We start from the raw sequence: 19,363 nt of genomic DNA on the forward strand, positions 1-19,363 counted from the left end.
TATATATTTACTTGATTATATACAGCGTACTTCTGAATTAAAGCTATACTTAATAATTGGAAATTGTAAAATCAAAAAAGGGCTTAAGTATATTTAGAATTACATAAAATAATTGTTTTGAATAGATAATTATTAGAATAATCGTGGGAGAGGAGAAACATGAATGAACAAAATAAGGCTGTAAATGCAGGTGTTAACTGTTCAACTGGCATAGAATTTCAAAAGCATTGTGTGTTACACATTTTGTTTGAAAAGTATCACGATTTAAAAGACAAAAAATATTTTATTTGTTTAGAGCATCATGACGATTTTTTGTTCTGTTACATGACAGGTGATAAATTTATTTCTTCAATTGATTCTTATCAAGCAAAGAAATCTTCTAAACCATGGACATTGGGTAAAAATATGTATGATTTAATAAAAAAAATGGTGGAAGTTGGAGCATCTTTATATGCAGATAATAGTATATTAAAAGTAAAAAATTATACACATAATCTAGAATTTATAACTAATAACTCTATTATATTGAATAATGGGAAAAGTGGAAAAAACAAAAGAAAAACTATAACTATTAATGAGAGTAATAGCAAAGTGAAATTTACGGAATTAGATGAAGAAATTAGTAATAGAATTAAAAGTCAAATAAAAAAAATGTTGAAAGATAACACAGGAGAACTGAAAGAGTTAAATAACGTTTCAATGGGATACATTGATTTCCCAAAGAAGAGCTTGGATCAAAAAGATTGTTTGGTAGGAGAATTTAATAGAATATTTGGGGATAGAGTTAATGACCCTAAGGCTGCAGTAGATGCCTTATTGCTCTTATTTAGAGATATTGAAAATACTTTAAATCAAGGAAATACGGCAACATTAGTGGACCAATCAAAACGTATTAGCTGTGATAAAATAAATCAAACCATTAATATTATTACTACAAAAAAAATGGCATTTAACTTATGGCGTGAAGAAAAAAAAGAGATATGCAATAAATTAAACATTGCCATTTCAAAGCGAGCTACTTTTGAACTTAATTTTGATAATAGCTTCGATAGATTTAAAGACTTACAACAAGTAGAACATATTAAAATATTTGGTTTTGTTAAGGATAACAGTGATATAATGAATAATTTCACAAATGATGTTGACTGTATTCAAGAATTATACAAAAAATTTAAAAATAATATAAGCTCTCAACTATCAGAATTAAATATAAAAGCAGCAATTTATGCAGCTTATATAGAAGTGAGGGAAATGTTATGGGGACAAAATTAACAATAAATAGTCTCTTTGCCTATTCAGAAAAAAATAACAAATACTCTTATATAAAATTTGGAAAATATGTAAATATTATTTATGGGAAAAACACATCTGGAAAAAGTACGATTTTCCAGGCCATTATGTATACTATGGGGATAAACGATGGTAATGAGTATTTACAAGAGATTCTTGAAGAAGATGTTTTTTTTAGAATAGATTGTATAATAACAAAAAATAATGTAGATGAAAAGATTGTTTTTATTAGAGATGATGAAACTGTATTTATCAAAAAAGTGAATAGACCAGTATTAAGATTTAATGGGATTAATGCGGACAACTCTGTAGAACATATTAAATTAAAAGAATATATGCATAAATTATTTGGATTTACATTAAAATTAGAAAATAAAAATGAATATAAAGTTGCTCCAATAGAAGCAATGTTTTTGCCATACTATGTATCTCAACCAGTGGGTTGGGTATATATACGAAAATCTTTTAATAGCCTTGAGTTTTATAAAAATTTCAAAGAAGACTATTTAGACTATTATTTAGGTATTGAGTCATTTGTTGATAGAGAGAAAAAGAGAGGATTAGAAATACAATTAAGAGATAAAGAAGAGAAAATAAAATTTTATATAAATACTGAAAAAAGTAATGATGAATTTCAGATTACAAAGTTAGTAGATGAACAGTTTGCTAATGAATCGAGGGAATATATAGAGTCTCACAATGATAATCAGAGAATTATAAATGAGTATGAAGAAAAATACATATCAAAATGTAATGAACAAAGTTATTATCAACAGAGAATGTCTTTATTAAGAAAAGTTTCTAGACACCATAAGTATCAAAACCCTGAAGGAGGGGTATGCCCTACTTGTAATCAAAAACTCCCTTTTAGTATAGAGTCATCATATAAATATTTCCAAGAAGATAATGACACTAAAAAAGAAATGAAAAAATGTAGAGAGAAAATTAAGAATTTGCAATCAGAAATTAATTCTTTAAGAAAAAAGATAGATAACCAAAAATTGAATATGTTAAAAGAGTATAATATTTTGAGAAAGTATTTTAATTATGATCTTTCATTTGATAGTTGGATAAAAAATAAAGTTAATGCTAAATTAATTAATAATATTAAATATAAATTAGGAGAATTGACTACTGAAAAAATAAAAATCAAAGACAGTTTAAAAGACTTTAAAACACAAGAAGAAGTTGAAAAATCCAGATTAGATAAATGTAAGGAGTTTTCAGATATTTTTTTAGATTACTTAGATGAATTAGGAGTAAAACCCTTAAAAGGAGGACGATATAATTTATTATATAAGATTTCAGCTTTCCCTTCTCAAGGAGTAGAACTTCATAAAACAATACTTGCCTATAATTTTGCATTTAATAAACTTATAGCAAGAACAGAGAATGTTCAACGATTTCCATTTATGTTAGATGCTGTTTTTAAAGAAGATATTGAGCAATCAAATAAAAATGTCATTATGAAATTTATTGGAAAATACAAGCCTGGTGATACGCAATTAATATTATCAATGGCTGAGACGAAAGAGAATGAAGAAAGTGTATATAAATATAATAAAGAGTATTTTAATGGAGAAGCTAATTTAATTTGTATAGGAGGAGCAACTAAAGAACGTGCTTTCTTAACTTTATATGATAATAGTATGAATAACTATTTAGAAGATACGCTAAATATTATGAATGAATAAGAAAATGAATAATGCAAGGAATTTGAAATTATTTAAATATTGGACAAAAATATTTTTATAATAAAGGAATTCCATTAAAAATTTAATACTTAGTAAGCGATAGATTACCCGGTATAGTGGCATAATAAATTACGACCATTTTAAACGAATGGCCGTTTATTTTTAAGCTATACACCAGGGGGAGTTTATAGCTTAATAAGAGCATTTATGACGTATCAGAGTGGATGGGAATAATCCAAGAAGCAAAAATATGATTTGAGTACTGAATTGTATAGTAATAATATTCCAGTAACAATAAAAAGTTCAAAATTTACCTATCTTGATTTAAAGCATGATTTTTGTCTTGAAACAGCAGATATTTATTACAAAAACAAAGATAGACTTCTTAAAAAATTAACAACATAAGAGTTATTACTGAAAGGATTCGGTTAGCCGATGATGTGACAGTAAAAATTTATATGGCAAAGCCATTAGTTAGTTATACTTTTTTCTTCTCAACTTATATTTTTTAAGTAAATTAACCATTCTGACTCTTAAATAAGGACTAAAAATTATTTTTTGTCCTTATTTAAGAGCTTGCTATCAGTTTTTAAAGATGCTTTTATCATTTCTACATATGAATCGTCTATTTCGCCGTCCTCACCAATAAGCCCATCTTCAAATAGTTTCTTTATTATGAGTGTAGTATATAAACCTTTAGATATGACTTCATTTTCATCATCATTTTTGTGTTTCTTTATATAATCCTCTAAGAGTTCGTTACATTTTTCCATGATTTCCTCTGATTTTGGATTAGGTTTAATATAACCTGTTTCCTCTAATAGTTGATTTGTGGATTTACCTAAAATCTTAGCTATCTTGCATATTGTATCAAGGGTAGGTTCCACTTTTTTTCCACTACGAGGGTCAATACCTTTTTCGAGCTTATCAATGTATGCGTGACTTAATCCACATCTGTCACCGAAATCTCTTAAAGATAAGTTGTTATTATTTCTATATTTTTTAATTAACTCACCCAATGTTTTCATTTTACGACACCTCATTTATATTATACCATGTCAACTATTGTTTACAAAAAATAGTTTGTATTTATTTTGTAAATCATAGTTGACAAAAATAAAAGAAAGTATTAGAATAAAACTTGTAAACCAAGAATGACACAAACAAAGGAGACGTAATATATGGTTAACAGAATTGCTTATTATAGAAAAAAATCAAAAATTTCGCAAGATCAACTCGCTAAATCAATAAATATATCTAGGCAATATTTATCAAAAATTGAAAACAATAAAGCTAATCCAGCTTATAATATTGTTTTAAAAATAAGTAAATTTCTAAGAAAAGATGTAAATGAAATTTTTTTTGAAAACAATGTAAACCATGATAAACAAACTGCTTAAATTTTAAATTAATCCTTTCAGCCTAAAAAATCAATTCAAAAGGCTAAAAATTAAATCATATCTTTTGAAAATTTAAAATAGGACAATCATTAACTTTCATAAGAATAAACTAGGAGGCGATTAAGCTGAAAAACAAAATTAAATCTGTTACTGTGAGTTATCCAGAAACTGATGAACTAAAAGATGAATTACAACTTAGATACGTAAAAGTATTAGCAAAAATTATTGTTAATATGCCTCCAGAAAGATTAAAAAAATTATCAAACTTATAGTAAAAAGATTGCAGCTAAGGTTATAAAAGCAGTGAACTAAAGATAAAAAATATATAAACATTCTTTTATATATTAATTTTAGCAATAAAATAGCATAAATTAACTACAATTTCATACAACTTTCATTGCTAAAAAGTGTAATTTGATTAAAGAAAAGAGATGAAAACATATGGGTAGAAACATAAAAGATACTGATACTGTCTATAAAAAGGCAAGAATAGAAGCATCAAGTTTTAATGACAAACTTAGAAGTAGAGAAGGCACGAGTGAAATACTTGGAGTAAGCCCTAGTTCATTATTAAATTATGAAACAGGAGTATGTAAGCAAATACCTACTGATGTGGTAGTTAAAATGGCTGAAATTTATAATGCACCAGAACTTATGAATTATTACTGTTGTAAGGAGTGTCCTATAGGGAAATATAGTGTTCCACACATTGAAGTTTTAGAAATGGACAGAATTACAATTCAAATTGTATCTTCACTAGAAAATATTAATGAGGTGAAAAAAGAACTATTAGATATTACAGAGGATGGAATCATTACAGAATATGAAAAACCGAAGTTGGATCATATTGTGAAAACATTGGATAAGATTTCAGTTGAATCTCAGGAATTAAAGCTTTGGGTCCAGAAAAATATTGAAAGGAAAGGAAGTTATTAATATGGCTGAAATGCCAGAAAACATAAAAAATCTTTTAAGAGATTTAAAGGAGGGAAGGGAATGTTTAATCCAGAGAAAGTAAAAGGTTTTAGCAAATTGGACAAAGAGGGTAGAGAAGTTTTTAGAAGGTTTTGTGAGAAATTTTACAAGGCATGGGAGCATCCAGAGGATCATGTGCCAACTTCAGTAAAAAGAATAGACAGTAAGTATCTTAAAGTTGTTTTAAGTGATGGCGACTGGTTGCATATCTTAAAAGATGGAAGTTGGTATTAAAGGAAGGAGGTAAAACTATGGTATTTGAAAATATGGTAGCACTTTTAATAGCTGCTGAGAAAAAATGCCCTCAGGAAGTGGCTTTCAAATACTTAGACAGGTTGGCGCATGAAACTGAGTTTAAAAGAGCTCCTGTATTTAGCTGGACATATGAAGATATACAAGATGTATTGAAATTTAGGCAGGAAGGTATTAGTGATGAAGAAATAGGTAGTTATTACGGAGTAAAAGCAGGTACTATAGTAAGACTATTTTATAAGAAAATTAATACATCAATATCAATGAAACCTAGAAAACGTGGGACAAGAGCTGAAATAGAAAAAATGTTGGAATTGAGTAATCAAGGATTTAGTGCAAGAGAATTATCAGATAAATTTCATATCAACATACAAACTGTATATAACAGAATTCAAAAAGCAAGAAAGAAAGAGGTGTGTGGAAATGACTGATTTTAGAAAAAATAAGGTAAATGATCTTAGGGAAAAACTGGATAGGTATGCTTATGAGCATGGAACATTAGATCAAAAAACATTGGAGATAAGTCAAGAGGTGGATAAGTTTATAGTCGAAGATATGAAAAGAATCCTCTGCAAAGGATTCAATTAAAACTAATATCGTTATTTTGGTTAGGGTACTCTGCAAAGTACCTTAGCCACATTATAGCATGTATGGAGGTGAATTTTCAATAAGAATTAACTTAATGCACATCTATAAATCAATTCTATTAAAAAATTATAGATTAGGAGATGTATTTACTTATGGCAAAATATAGATATGTATATACGAGCTTTTGGGAAGATCCAAAAGTTACAGAAAAGTTTACACCAGAGGATAAGCTATTTTTCATATACCTCTTAACAAATCCTCATACGACACAAATAGGTATATATAAAATAACTAAAAAACTTATAGCATTTGAAATGGGATATTCTATAGAATCGGTAGATAGTTTGATGGTTAGATTTGTAGATCATCATAAGTTAATTAGGTATAATGCGGAGACTAGAGAGATTGCTATAAAAAATTGGGGTAAATTTAATCTTAATAAAGGCGGCAAACCTATCATAGATTGTGTGAATAAGGAATTGACGGCAGTAGAAGACAGGGAGCTTATAGACTATGTAAGCCAAGGTATAAAAAGTCAAACTATAAGGGATTTATTTCTAAAATCAATAGGTAAGTTGGATGATCAAAAAGCATTTGATTCACCTGAAAATGATCAATCAAAAACAGATGAAAATAATGAAGAATTGGGCGATACGCCCACGTATCGTGAACGATACGTGGACAAAACTAAAACTAAAACTAAAACTAAAACTAAAATTAAAAGTAATAGTAATAATAATAGTCAAGATGAAAATAATATCAAGCCTGTGGATAATGTGCATAATGTGGATAACTCTGAACTGTTAGATGAAAAATCTAATAATCAAAATAAAATACCTTATGCTGAAATAGTGCAGTATTTGAATTCTAAAGCAGAAACTAATTACAGAGCTACAACGGAATCTACAAGGTCAAAAATTAAAGCTAGGTGGAATGATGGTTTTAGATTAAATGATTTTAAAACCGTTATATGCAAAAAGACAGAAGAATGGACAGGTACAGATATGGAAAGATACCTTAGGCCAGAGACGTTGTTTGGTACCAAATTCGAAAGTTATCTTAACCAAAAAGTTGTAGCAGGAAACACTAAAAATAATTCAAATAAGAGTACTTTTAACAACTTTAAACAACGTGATTATGATTTTAAAGAGTTGGAAAAGAAATTACTTGGGATAAGTTAAGGGCTGTAAATTGATATTAAAAAGAGGTTGATAAAGAATGAAAAAGGTAAGCATTGTAAATATAAAGGGCGGAGTTGGTAAGACTGTAAGTACTGTTAACATAGCAGCATGTTTAGGAGAACTAAACAAGAAAGTTTTGATAGTTGATGCAGACGCACAAAGTAATGCTACGCAGTATTTAAACTGTTATTCTCCAGAAGGAATTTCAACCTATGATGTGCTTATGGACAAGGATATAGATGTAAATACGGTAATAAAAAATACAAGTGTAAAAGGTGTAAGTGTAATACCGGCTAATATAAAGCTGATATTATGTGAAAATGAGATAGTAAATGATACTAGGAGAAGTAGAGAGAATAGGTTAAAAAAAGCATTGGACGCTTTAAAAGAAGAATATGATTATGTGATTATAGATTGTCCACCAAGTTTAGGCGTTGTAACTACCAATGCACTGGTAGCATCTGATTATATCTTAGTTCCAATTAAGATAGACCGATTTGCATTAGATGGATTTGGATATTTACTTGATACTATAGACCAGATAAGTGACGAGTTTAATCCAAAATTAAATTTTACAGGTGCATTTATAACAATGGATAAGAGGACTGCAATAAATAGGAAAATGAAAGCAGAACTTAAAGAGGCTCTTAAAGATAAGCTTTTCAATGTGTCTATTAGAGAAAATGTTAAAGTAATACAGTCAACATTTGAGCAACAGCCTGTTATAACATACTGTAAAAATGCCATAAGTAGCAAGGACTATAGAGCTCTTACCCAGGAGGTAATGAAGCATGTCATTTAATTTTAAAGGCATTGCAGATAGAGTAAATCACCTTGATAGTAAACAGGATTTCAATTTGAAAAACATTGATATAGAACAAATAGTACCAAATGAAAAGAATTTTTATGGTATGAGAAATATAGAAGAGCTTATGGAAGATATAAAAGCTAACGGACTTTATCACAATCTAGTTGTAACACCTTTTGATGATGGCAAATATAAAATAATCTCTGGTGAAAGAAGGTACCTTGCATTAAAAAAGTTAGGTTATAAAAAGGTACCATGTCAGGTAAGAGAAAATATAAATGCGATAGACAGTGAGATAATGCTTATTCAGGCGAATGCAAAAACTAGGGAACTTACAAATGCTGAAAAAATGGAACAGATAGAACGGCTTAAATTTCTATATGATCAAAAAAGAAAAAATGGTGAAAAGTTAGAAGGTAAAACAAGGGATTTGATAGGAAAAGATTTAAATCTCTCAGGTAGCCAAGTTGGTAAATATCAAAAAATTAATAAGGATCTTGTTCCAGAGCTTAAAGAAATGTTCTTAAAAAATAATTTGGATATGTCAAAGGCAGCAAGTATAGCATCACTAGAAGAACCCGGTCAAATCACTATATATGAACTCTTAAAAGGAAATGCTGAATTGAATAGGAATGAAGTAGAAAGGTTAAAAAATGAGATAAAGAAAAAGGAAGATGAGTTAAAAAGAGGTCAGGAGGATTACAAAAAGCAACTTTCTGCAGAATGTGAAAGATTAAAGAAAGCTAGAGAAAGTTTTAATGAGGATTATAAAAAGTTGGAAGCTCAAAAAGGTGTTCACAGTGAGCACCATGATATCAAAAATATAGAATTTAATTTAGAAATAAATATGGCAGTAAGAAATTTAAAAGATGATGCAGATTTACTTGTAAGAAAGTTAATGTCTGCTAGAGAAGATAAAAGGACATTAAGCGAAAGCAATCTAAAAGATATTGATGACTTACAGAGAGGCCAGTTAAAGTATATTTTTAATTTTAAAAGGTGATTACAGTGAGCACCTTTTAGAGAGGAGAAAATATGGATATTGGGAAAATTGATGTAACAAAAAAATATACGTTTATCGAGGCATGGAGGAAAGGTATTAGTAATAGCAATATGATTATAACTAGTGACAGCAGTGGTAATAGTTATAAGATTGATAGTTCCAGTGAGAAATTAAAATTTTATAATCCAGTTATAGCTACATGGCAAGTATGCACTTATATATTGCCTGAAGAAATATTTAATATGTGGTATATTACTGCAGATTTAAGTTAGGGGAGAAAATATGTGGGGACCAATGGTTATATGTATAAGGTTTAGAAATTTTAAACATAAGATTAGGCTAGTTAAAAAGTATAGCAGTAGGGGATATAGAGTTGAGATTTTAGATGGTAATTTTATATATGCAGAAAGTAAAGAGTATCAGAAATCAAAAGTTAATATGTAAAATGAAAAAATTATGTACATGGGGGTGAGGTTGTGGATACAAAAATAATAGAAAAAGTTAAAAAACTTCTTGCGTTAAGTGAAAGCAGTAATGAAAATGAAGCACAGTTGGCTATGATAAAAGCTCAAGAGATCTTGGCAAAATATAAATTATCTCTCAAAGAAGTTAAAGAGTTTAAAAAGATTAATAGTAAAATAATTAAAAAGGTGTCAGATATAACATTTAGAACGTCTAAATGGAAGGCAGAATTAGCTGATGTTATAGCAAATAATTTTGGATGTTATATTTATTTTGAGACTAAAAGAACCCATAAAATAGTTTTTCTTGGCAAGGAAGAAGACGCAATGGTTTGTAACATAATACTTGAATATGCGATTGACTCTATAGAAAGTACAATGAGAGTGATTAAATATAGCTATAGAAAAAATAGAATGAGTACGAGGGGCATTACTAACGATTATGCTATGGGATTTATAGAAGGATTAAATTATAGATTTGAAAAACAAAAACAAAACAATAGAGAATGGGGCCTTGTGCTCATGAGGGATGCTGATGTTACAGAAACTTATAATAATATGGATTTTAGAAAAAATTTAAATTGTGATGTTGATTTTGAGTATTCAGAGATATATGACCAAGGGGTTGAAGATGGAAAAAAGTTTAGTATTTCAGATAAAGTTGAGCAGGGAAAGTCAGATGAAACTGTTTTATTAGAATGTTAATTGTTTTGTAATATATTTTTACGACGTAACTATTGTAAATATACAAATCTAGGCTTTTTTCTAAGAATATTATATCACATAAATTTCCAAATTATAAGACTATAAACTACTTCTATTATTTGGTAAAATTTTATTTACACAACAAGAAAGAAGGAATCAAATATGAAAATTGTAGCTATTAATGGAAGTCACGTAGGTAAATCAGGTAATACTAATGTCATGGTTACTGCTCTTTTGAAAGGAGCTCAAGAAGTGGGTGCACAAACTAATAATATTTTTTTAGCTGAAAAGAATATTGAATATTGCAAAGCATGCAAGTTCTGCTGGTTTAAAAGTCCTGGAAAATGTGTAATTAAAGATGATATGAACGAGATATTATATTCTATGAAAGGGGCAGATATTCTTATTTTAGCTACGCCACTATATTTTGATAACATATCCAGTATGCTAAAAGTTTTTATAGATCGATTAATTGTGACAGCAAGCCCTTATTGGGAAAAAGATAATGATGGAGAATGCCGGCATATTAGAAGATACAAGACACCAAAACTTATTATAGTATCTAACTGTGGGTACCCTGAAAGATCTCATTTTCAAGTAGTCTCTCATTGGATTAGAAGAGTTGCACGTAATGCTGATACTGAAGTGATTGGAGAAATATATGCTTCCCAAGGTGCTTTATTAAGTACACAAGTTAAAGAATTACATGCTGTAATTTCTGCATATTTGAAGACTTTAGAGAAAGCAGGTAAAGAAATTGTTATGGATATGAGGTTGTCAGAGCAGACCAAGAAGTTACTGGAACAAAATTTTATTCCTGATGAAATCTATATTAGAGAAGCAAAGAATAGATCTGACTATATATTAAAAAATATATAGTTGTTTAATAAAAACACTGTATTATTCAAAGCGAATTTTGCGGTGTTTATACGTCGCATTTCAATTATAGTATACACTTATTACAAAGTTAGAATAAGTACGCACTATGAAATAATTGCGACATAAATGCTGAGAATTGAAATACGAACGATGGTCTTTGAAAATAGAATAATGAGGTGTGAAGAAGTAAATGATTTGTATTTATTGTAAATATAATCAGCTTTTATTTGTAAAAGTTATGATATAATTACTATTAATAAAGGCAAAATAGTAAAATATTATGAGTTCGATAATATAGAAAGATAATAATAGGAGGACAAATTATGGAGTTTGGTGGATGGTCATCATGGCAAGTTATAACTTTAATTATTTGTATTACAGTAGCCATTGGTAGTGGTACAGTAGTTAGTAAAAAAAAGAAAAAGTAATGTAAATAATGAATAATCTTCTAGTTTACTGACTTAACTATAAAAATAAAAAGATAAAAGCTTACTACAAAGATTATGTTTACTTACTGGAAATTTACGATAGATAGACTTTATTCTTATTTAACATAACAATTAAAAGTGAATAATTTACTGAAACGCCGTATTATTTAAAAAATTTTATGGCGTTTTTTATGTTCGTAAATCAAAGAGTAGGTGCACCAGAGGTGCAGCTGTTGAAAAAAATAAGATATGACCATTTAAATTTAAAGTATGAACAGTTATCTTTGAAAATGTGCTATATAAGGAAATTAATCTAGTGTTAGAGGGGATAAAATTAACTAACATTATAATATGAAGTCTAGTTAATACTTCCAACAGAATTTACGGGAATGGGTATGGATTTGTGTAAAAACCAAATCTATACCCATTATTTTTGTATAATGGAATGGAAGATTTGGAACAATATTCTTAAATAAATTAGGAGGAGTTTCAAATGAAAGAAATTGAAGTACCAGATATCGATTATAAGGAAGAAGTTAAAAAATGCAAAACTATGGAGGACGTAGTTGGCAGAAATGGTTTGCTGCAGAGACTTTTAAAGGATGTTATACAAAATATGCTTGAGGCAGAAATGGAAGAACTGCTTGGCAGAGAAAAATATCAAAGAAGTGAGGATTCAGAAAATAAAAATTATAGAAATGGATACTCAAAGAAAAGTATTAGGAGCAGTGTTGGTGATGTAAATCTTGATATACCAAGAGATAGAAAAGCTGACTTTGAACCTAAAGTTGTAAAAAAATATGAAACTGTATGCAATGAACTGGATAAGAAAATTATAGGATTATACGCAAGAGGTATGTCTACAAGAGACATTCAGTCAGAACTGGAAGAATTATATGGCATCGATGTATCGCCAACAATGATATCAAAAATAACTGATAAAGTTATGGATTCAGCTGCACAATGGCAGAATAGGGCACTGGATGACGTGTATCCTATTGTTTATATGGATGCAATACATTTTAAGGTTAGGGAAGAAAATAAAATAGTCACAAAAGCTGCCTATATATGTATGGCCCTTGATATGAAAGGATATAAAGATATTTTGGGCATATGGATTGGTGAAGCCGAAGGAGCAAAATTCTGGCTGTCAGTTTGCAATGATTTAAGAAATAGAGGAGTAAAAGAAATACTGATTGCCTGTATGGATGGACTAAAAGGGCTTCCAGATGCAATAAAATCCGTATTTCCGGATGTTAGTATTCAAAATTGTATAATACACCAAATAAGAAATTCTATTAAGTATATAGCTTCCAAAGATAAAAAGGAATTTATGAAAGATTTAAAATGCGTATATAAAGCACCTACTGAAGATTCTGCAATTAACGGCCTGGATAATCTAAAGAAAAAATGGGATCAGAAGTATAGTATAGTAATTGAATCCTGGTATAATAACTGGGATAAGTTATCAACATATTTTAATTACTCACCGGAAATCAGGAAAATTATTTATACTACAAACGCATTAGAGGGTTTCAACCGACAGCTTAGAAAGTTTACGAAGATAAGAACAGTATTTCCAAATGATGAAGCACTTAGAAAATCTCTTTACCTAGCTACTGAGAAAGTCATGGAAAAATGGACTTCTCCATCCCAAAATTGGGGAATGACATTGGCACAATTAACTATTGTGTTTAATGATAAACTAGGCGAAGAGATACTCTAAGATTTAGCTAAAATTTTTATATTTTTTCTTATTTTATTGCATAATTAAGTATATTATACAAACAATAAGAATGTAATATTAATCAGTATTAGTATTACTCAAATATAAAAAAATATAACTGAAAATCAAAATTTCCAGTTATATAAAACTAAATCAAATCTATTTTACACAAATCCATCTATATTCTCGAATTTACTCAAAGACAATTATTATAAAAAATAATAACCCTAAATATTATTTTAGAGTTATTAATACTTTACCTTTGCAGTGATTTAAGATTTAATTTGAAAAAGGTTGTGAAGATTCTATATTTAGTAAACACAGTCATAAAAACAATGATTATTTTGCATAGAAAAATGTTATTAAGAATGCAATAAATGCTGTAAACACTGCAATAACAATAAAACTACGAGCAGAAGAATGATAAGAAATAACCTTATTTTTAATTTGATAAGCTGTTGATATTAAACCTCCAATTATCACAATTAATATTAGGTCAAAGTTTGATTCTATAAGTGAATTGCTTAGTTTCAATCCTCTTATAAATATATCTAAGAGGGTTGCAAACATCATAAATCTACAAGCGTAAGCATCTCCTTGATACACAACACTTTTTGTTCTTTCGTCTATAATGCCGTAAATAGAGGTATTTTTACCTTGTTTGTTGTTTTTTCTAAACATTTTTATTCCTCCTCCAAATAAAATAAATCTTCAAACTTTTTTTGTAAACATTTTGCAAGAATTAATGCTAATTTAGCAGTTGGACAGTATTGACCAGTTTCTATAGAACTTATTGTTTGACGGCTTACGCCTGCCATAGTTGCAAGTTGTTGTTGCGAAATGTTAAGTTCAGCACGTGCAACTTTTAATCGATTATTTAAATTAGTTTTATCATCCAAGAAAACACCTCCAGTAATTGAATGGTATCATATACAAATGGTTATGTCAAGTTTACTTTGCAATATGACAAGTACACTTGTTTACAATTTGTTTTATTTTATGACACAATACAATAGTTACAGGAATGAAGGTTTTAGTCACACCTGGAGTTTCTTATTTAATGACAACCGAAAAAAATATCTTTCATACAGCAAAAGATGGCCAGGTTTATGTTAAAGAAATTTAATACGCAATACGGTATTTTTATGTCAGAATAGAAAAACATATTATGTCACTTAAAAAAATTAATAAAAAAGAAGAAATAGAAAAAAGAATAAAGGAAAATCCTCAACTTGCTAAAGAATATGAAAAAGCAAAACGATAATATGAGAATATAAAATCAGGAAAATTAAATAAAAAATTTGGAGTTGATTAAATTTAATGAAACAAGATGGTTCTATAACGGAAAGAAAAAATCATATATATTGTTTTTCTGAAGAAGAAATTGACAGATACCTTGGGGAAACAATGAAGCATACTTTAATGGATATTATTAGACGAATTGAACGTGATAGGTCTTTAGAAAAGGGGATTATAAAATGAAACTAATGGTATTAGATAAAAATGATAAATGGGAAACTCATATGGATAAGGTAAATGAGGAATCTAGAGAACTGATTGAGGCAATAAAGGAAGGAAATATGTCTCATATAGCAGAGGAAGTTTTGGATAATATTCAAGTTTCGATAGGAATATTAGACAAGTTGTATAATGAGGGACTAAATATTGAGGAGGTAGTGCACATTCATAATAGAAAGCTAGTAAATAGAGGGTGGAAGCATAAAGCAGCCGTAAGAGTTCAGGTGAATAAAAAATGACTTACATAGCTTGCCTATGAGCCGTATTAAAAAGCAAAAAGGTATAATTGTACTAGAAGAGTTTAAAGTGCCTTAAAGTTAATTTTAACAATAATAGGAGGCATTTATGGAAAATAGAACGAAAAATAAAAATTTACATGAAGAATTACAAGATAAAATTCAAAAAATAGAGCAAAGTTTAATTCGTGGAAAAGAAATAACAATAATGGTTACTCCAAAGGGACTAAAAATTAAAGAAGCAGCAATAAAGATAATTAAATAATATGCATACAGCCAAATGGGGTTGTAGAAGAGCTAATGGAGCTATAGGATTTATGTATTAATTCTATAGCTCTTTATTTATTTACGGGAGGTATGGCAATATGAATAAAAAAGAATTTGATAAGATAAATGAGGTAGAGAGTTTTTTATATAATTACAAAAGTATAAAGTTAGCAATAGAAAATCTAAAAATGGAATTAGCTACAATGGATGAACCTTCAATCTCTGCAATTCAGTATAAGGAATGTACTGGGAAAACTAATAAGTTTAATTCAGATGTTGAAAATAAAATACTACAAAAAGAATTGTTAGAATCAAGGATAAAACACATGGAAACTAAGATAAAACAAATAGATAAGGCTTTATCCATATTGCCAGATATAGAGAGAGAAATAATACAATATAGGTATATAGAAGGTAAAAACTACTATGAGTTTACTTATAAGATATACAAGTCAGAAAGGCAAGCTCGAAGACTAAAGAACAAAGCATTACAGAAAATAGTAATAGTGTTCTTTGGAATAGAATAAAAAGAGATGTCCGATTTTTGTCCGATTAATGTCCGATTAATGTCCGGTCATCCAGGGAAATATGCTATATAATATTAATATAGAAAAATTTAATAAGCCATGGCAAGCACTTGGGATTACCTGAGTGTTTTTATTTTTATACAAATTTATAAGGAAGTGAAAATAATGAATCAGATCTATAAGAAAGAAAATTTTATAGTTATTCCAGTGTGTAATGAGTATTTAGTTATAAATACAAATAAAATATTCAAGGAAGGACATACACATGTAAAAAGTATAGGAGTTGCTAGGATGCTTATAGATTTATCAATTAATAGACAACTTCCTAAGAATCCTTATTTTGTTGGAAATTTAGTAAGGATAGCATCAAATAAGGAATACATAAATAAGCTACAGGACTTTAAAAGAAAAGAATATAGTTCTGATACTTACTATAAAGTATTAATGTCTGCACCTTGTTATAAAAGACATAAGGGTGCATTAAGGCAGGTGAGATAAAAATTTACTTATACCATTATTAAAAAATTTTAATAATATGATTAAAATTCACTCTTTTGGACATTATATACAATAGTGATTGCAAAGGGGGGTGAAAAGTTTGAATAACTTAAAATATATCCAAGCCTTGAGTAACTCTAAGTTAAAATGTACATCTCCATAATTTTATTTATAAAATATGTGTTAAATATAAAAATAAAATTCCATTAAAGGAGATAAAGATAATATGAATAAACAAGAATTAGAAATCCAGATATTAAAAGTATTGATAGAAGATGATGATAATGATACAAATTTGTTTTGGAAGAAGATAGATAATAAAAAACTTGGGACAACTAAATTAAAAATTGCTCAAACTATTAATGAATTAGAAGAAATGGGATATATAGAAGGTACTAAACAACATATTGGTTTAAAATCAGAAGTAGATTTTGCTGGAAAAGTATCAATAACAATAAAGGGAAGAAAATATTTTGAAGGTAACTATAAAAGATAATTCATACTACAAATAAAGGAATATTACCTCTAAATATAGAAGACTTTGTAAAAGGAGGCGATATTTATGACTGATTTTAAAATAGGAGCAAATAGTTATGAGAGAATGCCCCAATTTACAAAACTTTTAAAAAATAAAGGAATAGACTTTAGTACTAGTGTCCCTGGACAACTAACTATAAGTGTAGCAGAAAAAGATGTAGAAGAGTTTATAAGACTAGCAAATGTTAACAAAGTTGGAATTGAACAAGCATAACTTAAAAAGAAGAGCTCAAAAGGGCTCTCCTTTTTAATTGTTAAAAGGGTAATGAGGTGGTGATATGAATGTAGTTGAACCAATAAAGAATATTAATAAAGGTTGATAAATGTGTTTTATTTAAACTTAGTACACCTTTAGAATAAAAGAAGTTAGGACATTCCTTTATAAAACTAAATTTCGGTAGTATAATATTGCCATGGGAGTGATATTATGGGGTTTAGAATTAGAAGGTCAATTAAAATAGCACCAGGAATAAAATTAAATGTTGGAAAGAAAGGTATAAATAGTGTTTCTATTGGTGGTAAAGGCTATACAAAAAATATAGGAAAGCATGGTACTAGAACTACTGTAGGAATACCAGGTACAGGAATAAGCTATAGTAAATATAAAAAATACGATACAAAACCTAAAGAAAGTAAAATTGAAAGAGTTGCAAACAGAATCTCAGAGGCAGCTAAAGTATGGAGAGAATGTCCTATAGATAATAAAGAAGATAAGATAAAATTGCCTAAAATAATATGGAAAGAAATTATTATAACAGCAATATTATTTATAGCTATGTTTATATTTATTCCATTGGCTGTATTTGCATTAATATCAGCAGCAGTTCTATTATTTACTTTATTATTTAATAAACAATGTTGGGCACAAACATATCAATATAAGGCTATAAAGGCATATCATTTTAGAAATAATGAAGATTGTATATATTATTGCGAAAAGAGTCTTAAGAAAAAAGAGTATGAAAGTACTAGAAGATTATTAGAATTAACACAACAAGAAATTAGTTAAGACCTATTTATATAGGTCTTATTTTTTTATGTATCTATAAGAAAAAATTCATATTTGCGAGGTGGTGACATGAATGTAGTAGAGCCTATCCGTAGTAAAAAGAAAATTAGAGATATCTTAATGTATCTAAAAAGGGAAAACGAAAGAGATTATATTATGTTCTTACTTGGGATACATACAGGGCTAAGGATCAGTGACATTCTAAGGTTAAAGGTTGGTGATGTTAAGAATAGAAATCATATTTGTATTATTGAAAAGAAAACTAAAAAGGCTAAAAGGTTTCTAATTAATAATGAGCTTAAAAGAGAATTAAAAAGATATTGTAAGAATGAAGAAAACTATAAGTTCATTATACGTAGTAGGGAAGGCGGAAACAATCCAATAAGCAGAATAAGAGCATATCAAATACTTATTGATATTGGTAATCTATTTGATATCCATATAAGCTGCCATACTTTAAGGAAAACATTTGGGTATTGGCATTACCAGAATAATAAAGATGTTGTGAAACTAATGGAAATATTTAACCATTCAGACCAGAGAGTTACATTAAGATACATTGGTGTAATACAAGATGAACTAGACGAATCTGTTAAGGAAATGACCTATTTATGATATAAAAAATATCAAATTATGCCTTGAACTTAACATAACGAGATAATGATAAATAGCTAATTGATAATAAATAATAATGGCATAACATCAATGGTTTAATAAGGTTATAATAGTTTAACACAATTACCTATACAGTTAAATTCAAAATGCAAGAAGGGCATATACAATCTTGCAAATGGAGATGATTAAATGCCAAAGCAAATATGTAAATATATAGGATGTAATCAGTTAATAAATAAAGGTGAAGTCTATTGTAAGAAGCATAAAGTTAAGATGGAAGAAAGGATGAAAGCAAACTATAAATTCTATGATTACAATAGAAAGGATAGCAAGGAATGGAAGTTTTATAAGACTAAATGGTGGGAGCAATTAAGAGTTAATGTATTGCTTGCCTATAACTATATAGATGTTTATGTTTACTATATTGAGAATAGAATTGCTAAAGCCAATACAGTACATCATATTATTCCAATTAAAGACGATTGGGATAAGAGAGATGATATAGAGAACCTCTTCCCTTTATCTGAATCTACGCATAAAAAGATACATGAGCTATATGAGAATGACAAGGCAAAAACTCAAGCTTTATTAATAGAATTATTAGAAAAATTTAGAAATGGAGTGCCACCAACAAAAGCCCCCCCACCTTGAAAATATGCGGGTTTGCGACGAAGACCTCATGCAAACTTTTTCGGACGATATTTTCCCTTTATAAAGTAAAAAGGGGATTTTTTATTTTCAATTAATATTTATTATTAATGAAGGG

Annotated in this window: 29 protein-coding genes; 26 read left to right on the forward strand and 3 right to left on the reverse strand. The window is 28.5% G+C overall.

What is annotated here, in order from left to right:
* The first annotated feature begins 159 nt into the window (after positions 1-159).
* The 3 genes from DMR38_RS09225 (at position 160) to DMR38_RS21775 (ending at position 3,389) form a co-directional block, all read left to right on the forward strand.
* On the forward strand, positions 160-1,272 hold the full coding sequence (locus tag DMR38_RS09225; protein ID WP_127720996.1) for a hypothetical protein: 1,113 nt from the start codon (positions 160-162) through the stop codon (positions 1,270-1,272).
* Positions 1,257-2,984 carry a hypothetical protein gene (locus DMR38_RS09230; protein WP_127720997.1) on the forward strand — a complete coding sequence of 576 codons (1,728 nt, stop codon included), beginning with the start codon at positions 1,257-1,259 and terminating at the stop codon, positions 2,982-2,984. Before DMR38_RS09225 ends, DMR38_RS09230 begins: the two co-directional genes overlap by 16 nt.
* Positions 2,985-3,239: 255 nt before the next feature.
* Positions 3,240-3,389 carry a hypothetical protein gene (locus DMR38_RS21775; RefSeq protein WP_175412959.1) on the forward strand — a complete coding sequence of 50 codons (150 nt, stop codon included), beginning with the start codon at positions 3,240-3,242 and terminating at the stop codon, positions 3,387-3,389.
* A 146-nt stretch (positions 3,390-3,535) separates the two neighbouring features.
* On the opposite strand, the gene DMR38_RS09235 is transcribed toward DMR38_RS21775, so the two are convergent.
* A complete protein-coding gene (locus DMR38_RS09235) occupies positions 3,536-4,012 on the reverse strand; it encodes a helix-turn-helix transcriptional regulator (protein ID WP_127720998.1) in 477 nt (158 codons plus the stop codon).
* Positions 4,013-4,165: 153 nt separating this feature from the next.
* Here DMR38_RS09235 and DMR38_RS09240 point away from each other — a divergent pair, with 153 nt between their 5' ends.
* The 13 genes from DMR38_RS09240 to DMR38_RS09295 all read left to right on the forward strand — a co-directional run bounded on the left by DMR38_RS09240 (position 4,166) and on the right by DMR38_RS09295 (position 13,390).
* Positions 4,166-4,384 carry a helix-turn-helix transcriptional regulator gene (locus DMR38_RS09240; RefSeq protein ID WP_127720999.1) on the forward strand — a complete coding sequence of 73 codons (219 nt, stop codon included), beginning with the start codon at positions 4,166-4,168 and terminating at the stop codon, positions 4,382-4,384.
* Between the two features lie 441 nt (positions 4,385-4,825).
* On the forward strand, positions 4,826-5,320 hold the full coding sequence (locus DMR38_RS09245; protein WP_127721000.1) for a helix-turn-helix transcriptional regulator: 495 nt from the start codon (positions 4,826-4,828) through the stop codon (positions 5,318-5,320).
* Positions 5,321-5,380: 60 nt separating this feature from the next.
* A complete protein-coding gene (locus tag DMR38_RS09250; RefSeq protein WP_127721001.1) occupies positions 5,381-5,593 on the forward strand; it encodes a hypothetical protein in 213 nt (70 codons plus the stop codon).
* A gap of 17 nt (positions 5,594-5,610) precedes the next feature.
* Positions 5,611-6,042 (forward strand): HTH domain-containing protein, encoded by a 432-nt coding sequence (locus DMR38_RS09255; protein ID WP_127721002.1) that lies wholly within the window; start codon positions 5,611-5,613, stop codon positions 6,040-6,042.
* Positions 6,035-6,199, forward strand: a complete 165-nt coding sequence (locus DMR38_RS09260; RefSeq protein ID WP_127721003.1) for an aspartyl-phosphate phosphatase Spo0E family protein — start codon at positions 6,035-6,037, stop codon at positions 6,197-6,199. Before DMR38_RS09255 ends, DMR38_RS09260 begins: the two co-directional genes overlap by 8 nt.
* Positions 6,200-6,351: 152 nt before the next feature.
* On the forward strand, positions 6,352-7,380 hold the full coding sequence (locus DMR38_RS09265; RefSeq protein ID WP_243124521.1) for a conserved phage C-terminal domain-containing protein: 1,029 nt from the start codon (positions 6,352-6,354) through the stop codon (positions 7,378-7,380).
* A gap of 37 nt (positions 7,381-7,417) precedes the next feature.
* The gene (locus DMR38_RS09270; RefSeq protein ID WP_127721004.1) at positions 7,418-8,182 is read left to right on the forward strand and encodes a ParA family protein; all 765 of its coding nucleotides are present in this window, start codon (positions 7,418-7,420) and stop codon (positions 8,180-8,182) included.
* The gene (locus DMR38_RS09275) at positions 8,172-9,191 is read left to right on the forward strand and encodes a ParB N-terminal domain-containing protein (protein WP_127721005.1); all 1,020 of its coding nucleotides are present in this window, start codon (positions 8,172-8,174) and stop codon (positions 9,189-9,191) included. The genes DMR38_RS09270 and DMR38_RS09275 overlap by 11 nt, the downstream gene beginning before the upstream one ends.
* Positions 9,192-9,223: 32 nt before the next feature.
* Positions 9,224-9,463: a hypothetical protein gene (locus DMR38_RS09280; RefSeq protein WP_127721006.1), complete on the forward strand. Its 240-nt coding sequence runs from the start codon at positions 9,224-9,226 to the stop codon at positions 9,461-9,463.
* A 10-nt stretch (positions 9,464-9,473) separates the two neighbouring features.
* Positions 9,474-9,635 carry a hypothetical protein gene (locus tag DMR38_RS21780; protein WP_175412960.1) on the forward strand — a complete coding sequence of 54 codons (162 nt, stop codon included), beginning with the start codon at positions 9,474-9,476 and terminating at the stop codon, positions 9,633-9,635.
* Between the two features lie 32 nt (positions 9,636-9,667).
* A complete protein-coding gene (locus DMR38_RS09285) occupies positions 9,668-10,357 on the forward strand; it encodes a DUF2786 domain-containing protein (protein WP_127721007.1) in 690 nt (229 codons plus the stop codon).
* 162 nt (positions 10,358-10,519) lie between these two features.
* Positions 10,520-11,236 (forward strand): flavodoxin family protein, encoded by a 717-nt coding sequence (locus tag DMR38_RS09290; RefSeq protein WP_127721008.1) that lies wholly within the window; start codon positions 10,520-10,522, stop codon positions 11,234-11,236.
* A 921-nt stretch (positions 11,237-12,157) separates the two neighbouring features.
* Entirely contained in the window at positions 12,158-13,390 is a 1,233-nt protein-coding gene (locus DMR38_RS09295; RefSeq protein ID WP_127721009.1) for an IS256 family transposase, read from the forward strand.
* Positions 13,391-13,729: 339 nt separating this feature from the next.
* On the opposite strand, the gene DMR38_RS09300 is transcribed toward DMR38_RS09295, so the two are convergent.
* Both DMR38_RS09300 and DMR38_RS09305 read right to left on the reverse strand, forming a co-directional pair.
* A complete protein-coding gene (locus DMR38_RS09300; RefSeq protein ID WP_127721010.1) occupies positions 13,730-14,071 on the reverse strand; it encodes a hypothetical protein in 342 nt (113 codons plus the stop codon).
* A gap of 2 nt (positions 14,072-14,073) precedes the next feature.
* Entirely contained in the window at positions 14,074-14,289 is a 216-nt protein-coding gene (locus DMR38_RS09305; protein WP_013239786.1) for a helix-turn-helix transcriptional regulator, read from the reverse strand.
* 421 nt (positions 14,290-14,710) lie between these two features.
* Between DMR38_RS09305 and DMR38_RS21785 the strand changes: the two genes are divergently transcribed.
* The 10 genes from DMR38_RS21785 to DMR38_RS09345 all read left to right on the forward strand — a co-directional run bounded on the left by DMR38_RS21785 (position 14,711) and on the right by DMR38_RS09345 (position 19,248).
* Positions 14,711-14,872, forward strand: coding sequence for a hypothetical protein (locus tag DMR38_RS21785; RefSeq protein ID WP_175412961.1), 162 nt, complete (start codon positions 14,711-14,713; stop codon positions 14,870-14,872).
* Positions 14,869-15,147, forward strand: a complete 279-nt coding sequence (locus DMR38_RS09310; RefSeq protein WP_127721011.1) for a MazG nucleotide pyrophosphohydrolase domain-containing protein — start codon at positions 14,869-14,871, stop codon at positions 15,145-15,147. Before DMR38_RS21785 ends, DMR38_RS09310 begins: the two co-directional genes overlap by 4 nt.
* A 106-nt stretch (positions 15,148-15,253) precedes the next feature.
* Complete coding sequence (locus DMR38_RS21790) at positions 15,254-15,409, forward strand: hypothetical protein (RefSeq protein ID WP_175412962.1); 156 nt, start codon at positions 15,254-15,256, stop codon at positions 15,407-15,409.
* A 100-nt stretch (positions 15,410-15,509) separates the two neighbouring features.
* The gene (locus DMR38_RS09315) at positions 15,510-15,938 is read left to right on the forward strand and encodes a sigma factor-like helix-turn-helix DNA-binding protein (protein WP_127721012.1); all 429 of its coding nucleotides are present in this window, start codon (positions 15,510-15,512) and stop codon (positions 15,936-15,938) included.
* Positions 15,939-16,103: 165 nt separating this feature from the next.
* Positions 16,104-16,436, forward strand: a complete 333-nt coding sequence (locus tag DMR38_RS09320; RefSeq protein ID WP_175412880.1) for a hypothetical protein — start codon at positions 16,104-16,106, stop codon at positions 16,434-16,436.
* Between the two features lie 226 nt (positions 16,437-16,662).
* Positions 16,663-16,932: a YjcQ family protein gene (locus tag DMR38_RS09325; protein WP_127721013.1), complete on the forward strand. Its 270-nt coding sequence runs from the start codon at positions 16,663-16,665 to the stop codon at positions 16,930-16,932.
* Between the two features lie 66 nt (positions 16,933-16,998).
* Entirely contained in the window at positions 16,999-17,187 is a 189-nt protein-coding gene (locus DMR38_RS09330; protein WP_127721014.1) for a hypothetical protein, read from the forward strand.
* A gap of 213 nt (positions 17,188-17,400) precedes the next feature.
* Positions 17,401-17,982, forward strand: coding sequence for a DUF4236 domain-containing protein (locus tag DMR38_RS09335; RefSeq protein WP_127721015.1), 582 nt, complete (start codon positions 17,401-17,403; stop codon positions 17,980-17,982).
* 69 nt (positions 17,983-18,051) lie between these two features.
* Positions 18,052-18,597, forward strand: coding sequence for a site-specific integrase (locus tag DMR38_RS09340; RefSeq protein WP_127721016.1), 546 nt, complete (start codon positions 18,052-18,054; stop codon positions 18,595-18,597).
* A gap of 189 nt (positions 18,598-18,786) precedes the next feature.
* Positions 18,787-19,248, forward strand: a complete 462-nt coding sequence (locus DMR38_RS09345) for an HNH endonuclease (protein WP_127721017.1) — start codon at positions 18,787-18,789, stop codon at positions 19,246-19,248.
* The last annotated feature ends 115 nt before the right edge of the window (positions 19,249-19,363 follow it).

Origin of the sequence: Clostridium sp. AWRP, assembly GCF_004006395.2 — a bacterium.
Classification (GTDB): domain Bacteria; phylum Bacillota; class Clostridia; order Clostridiales; family Clostridiaceae; genus Clostridium_B.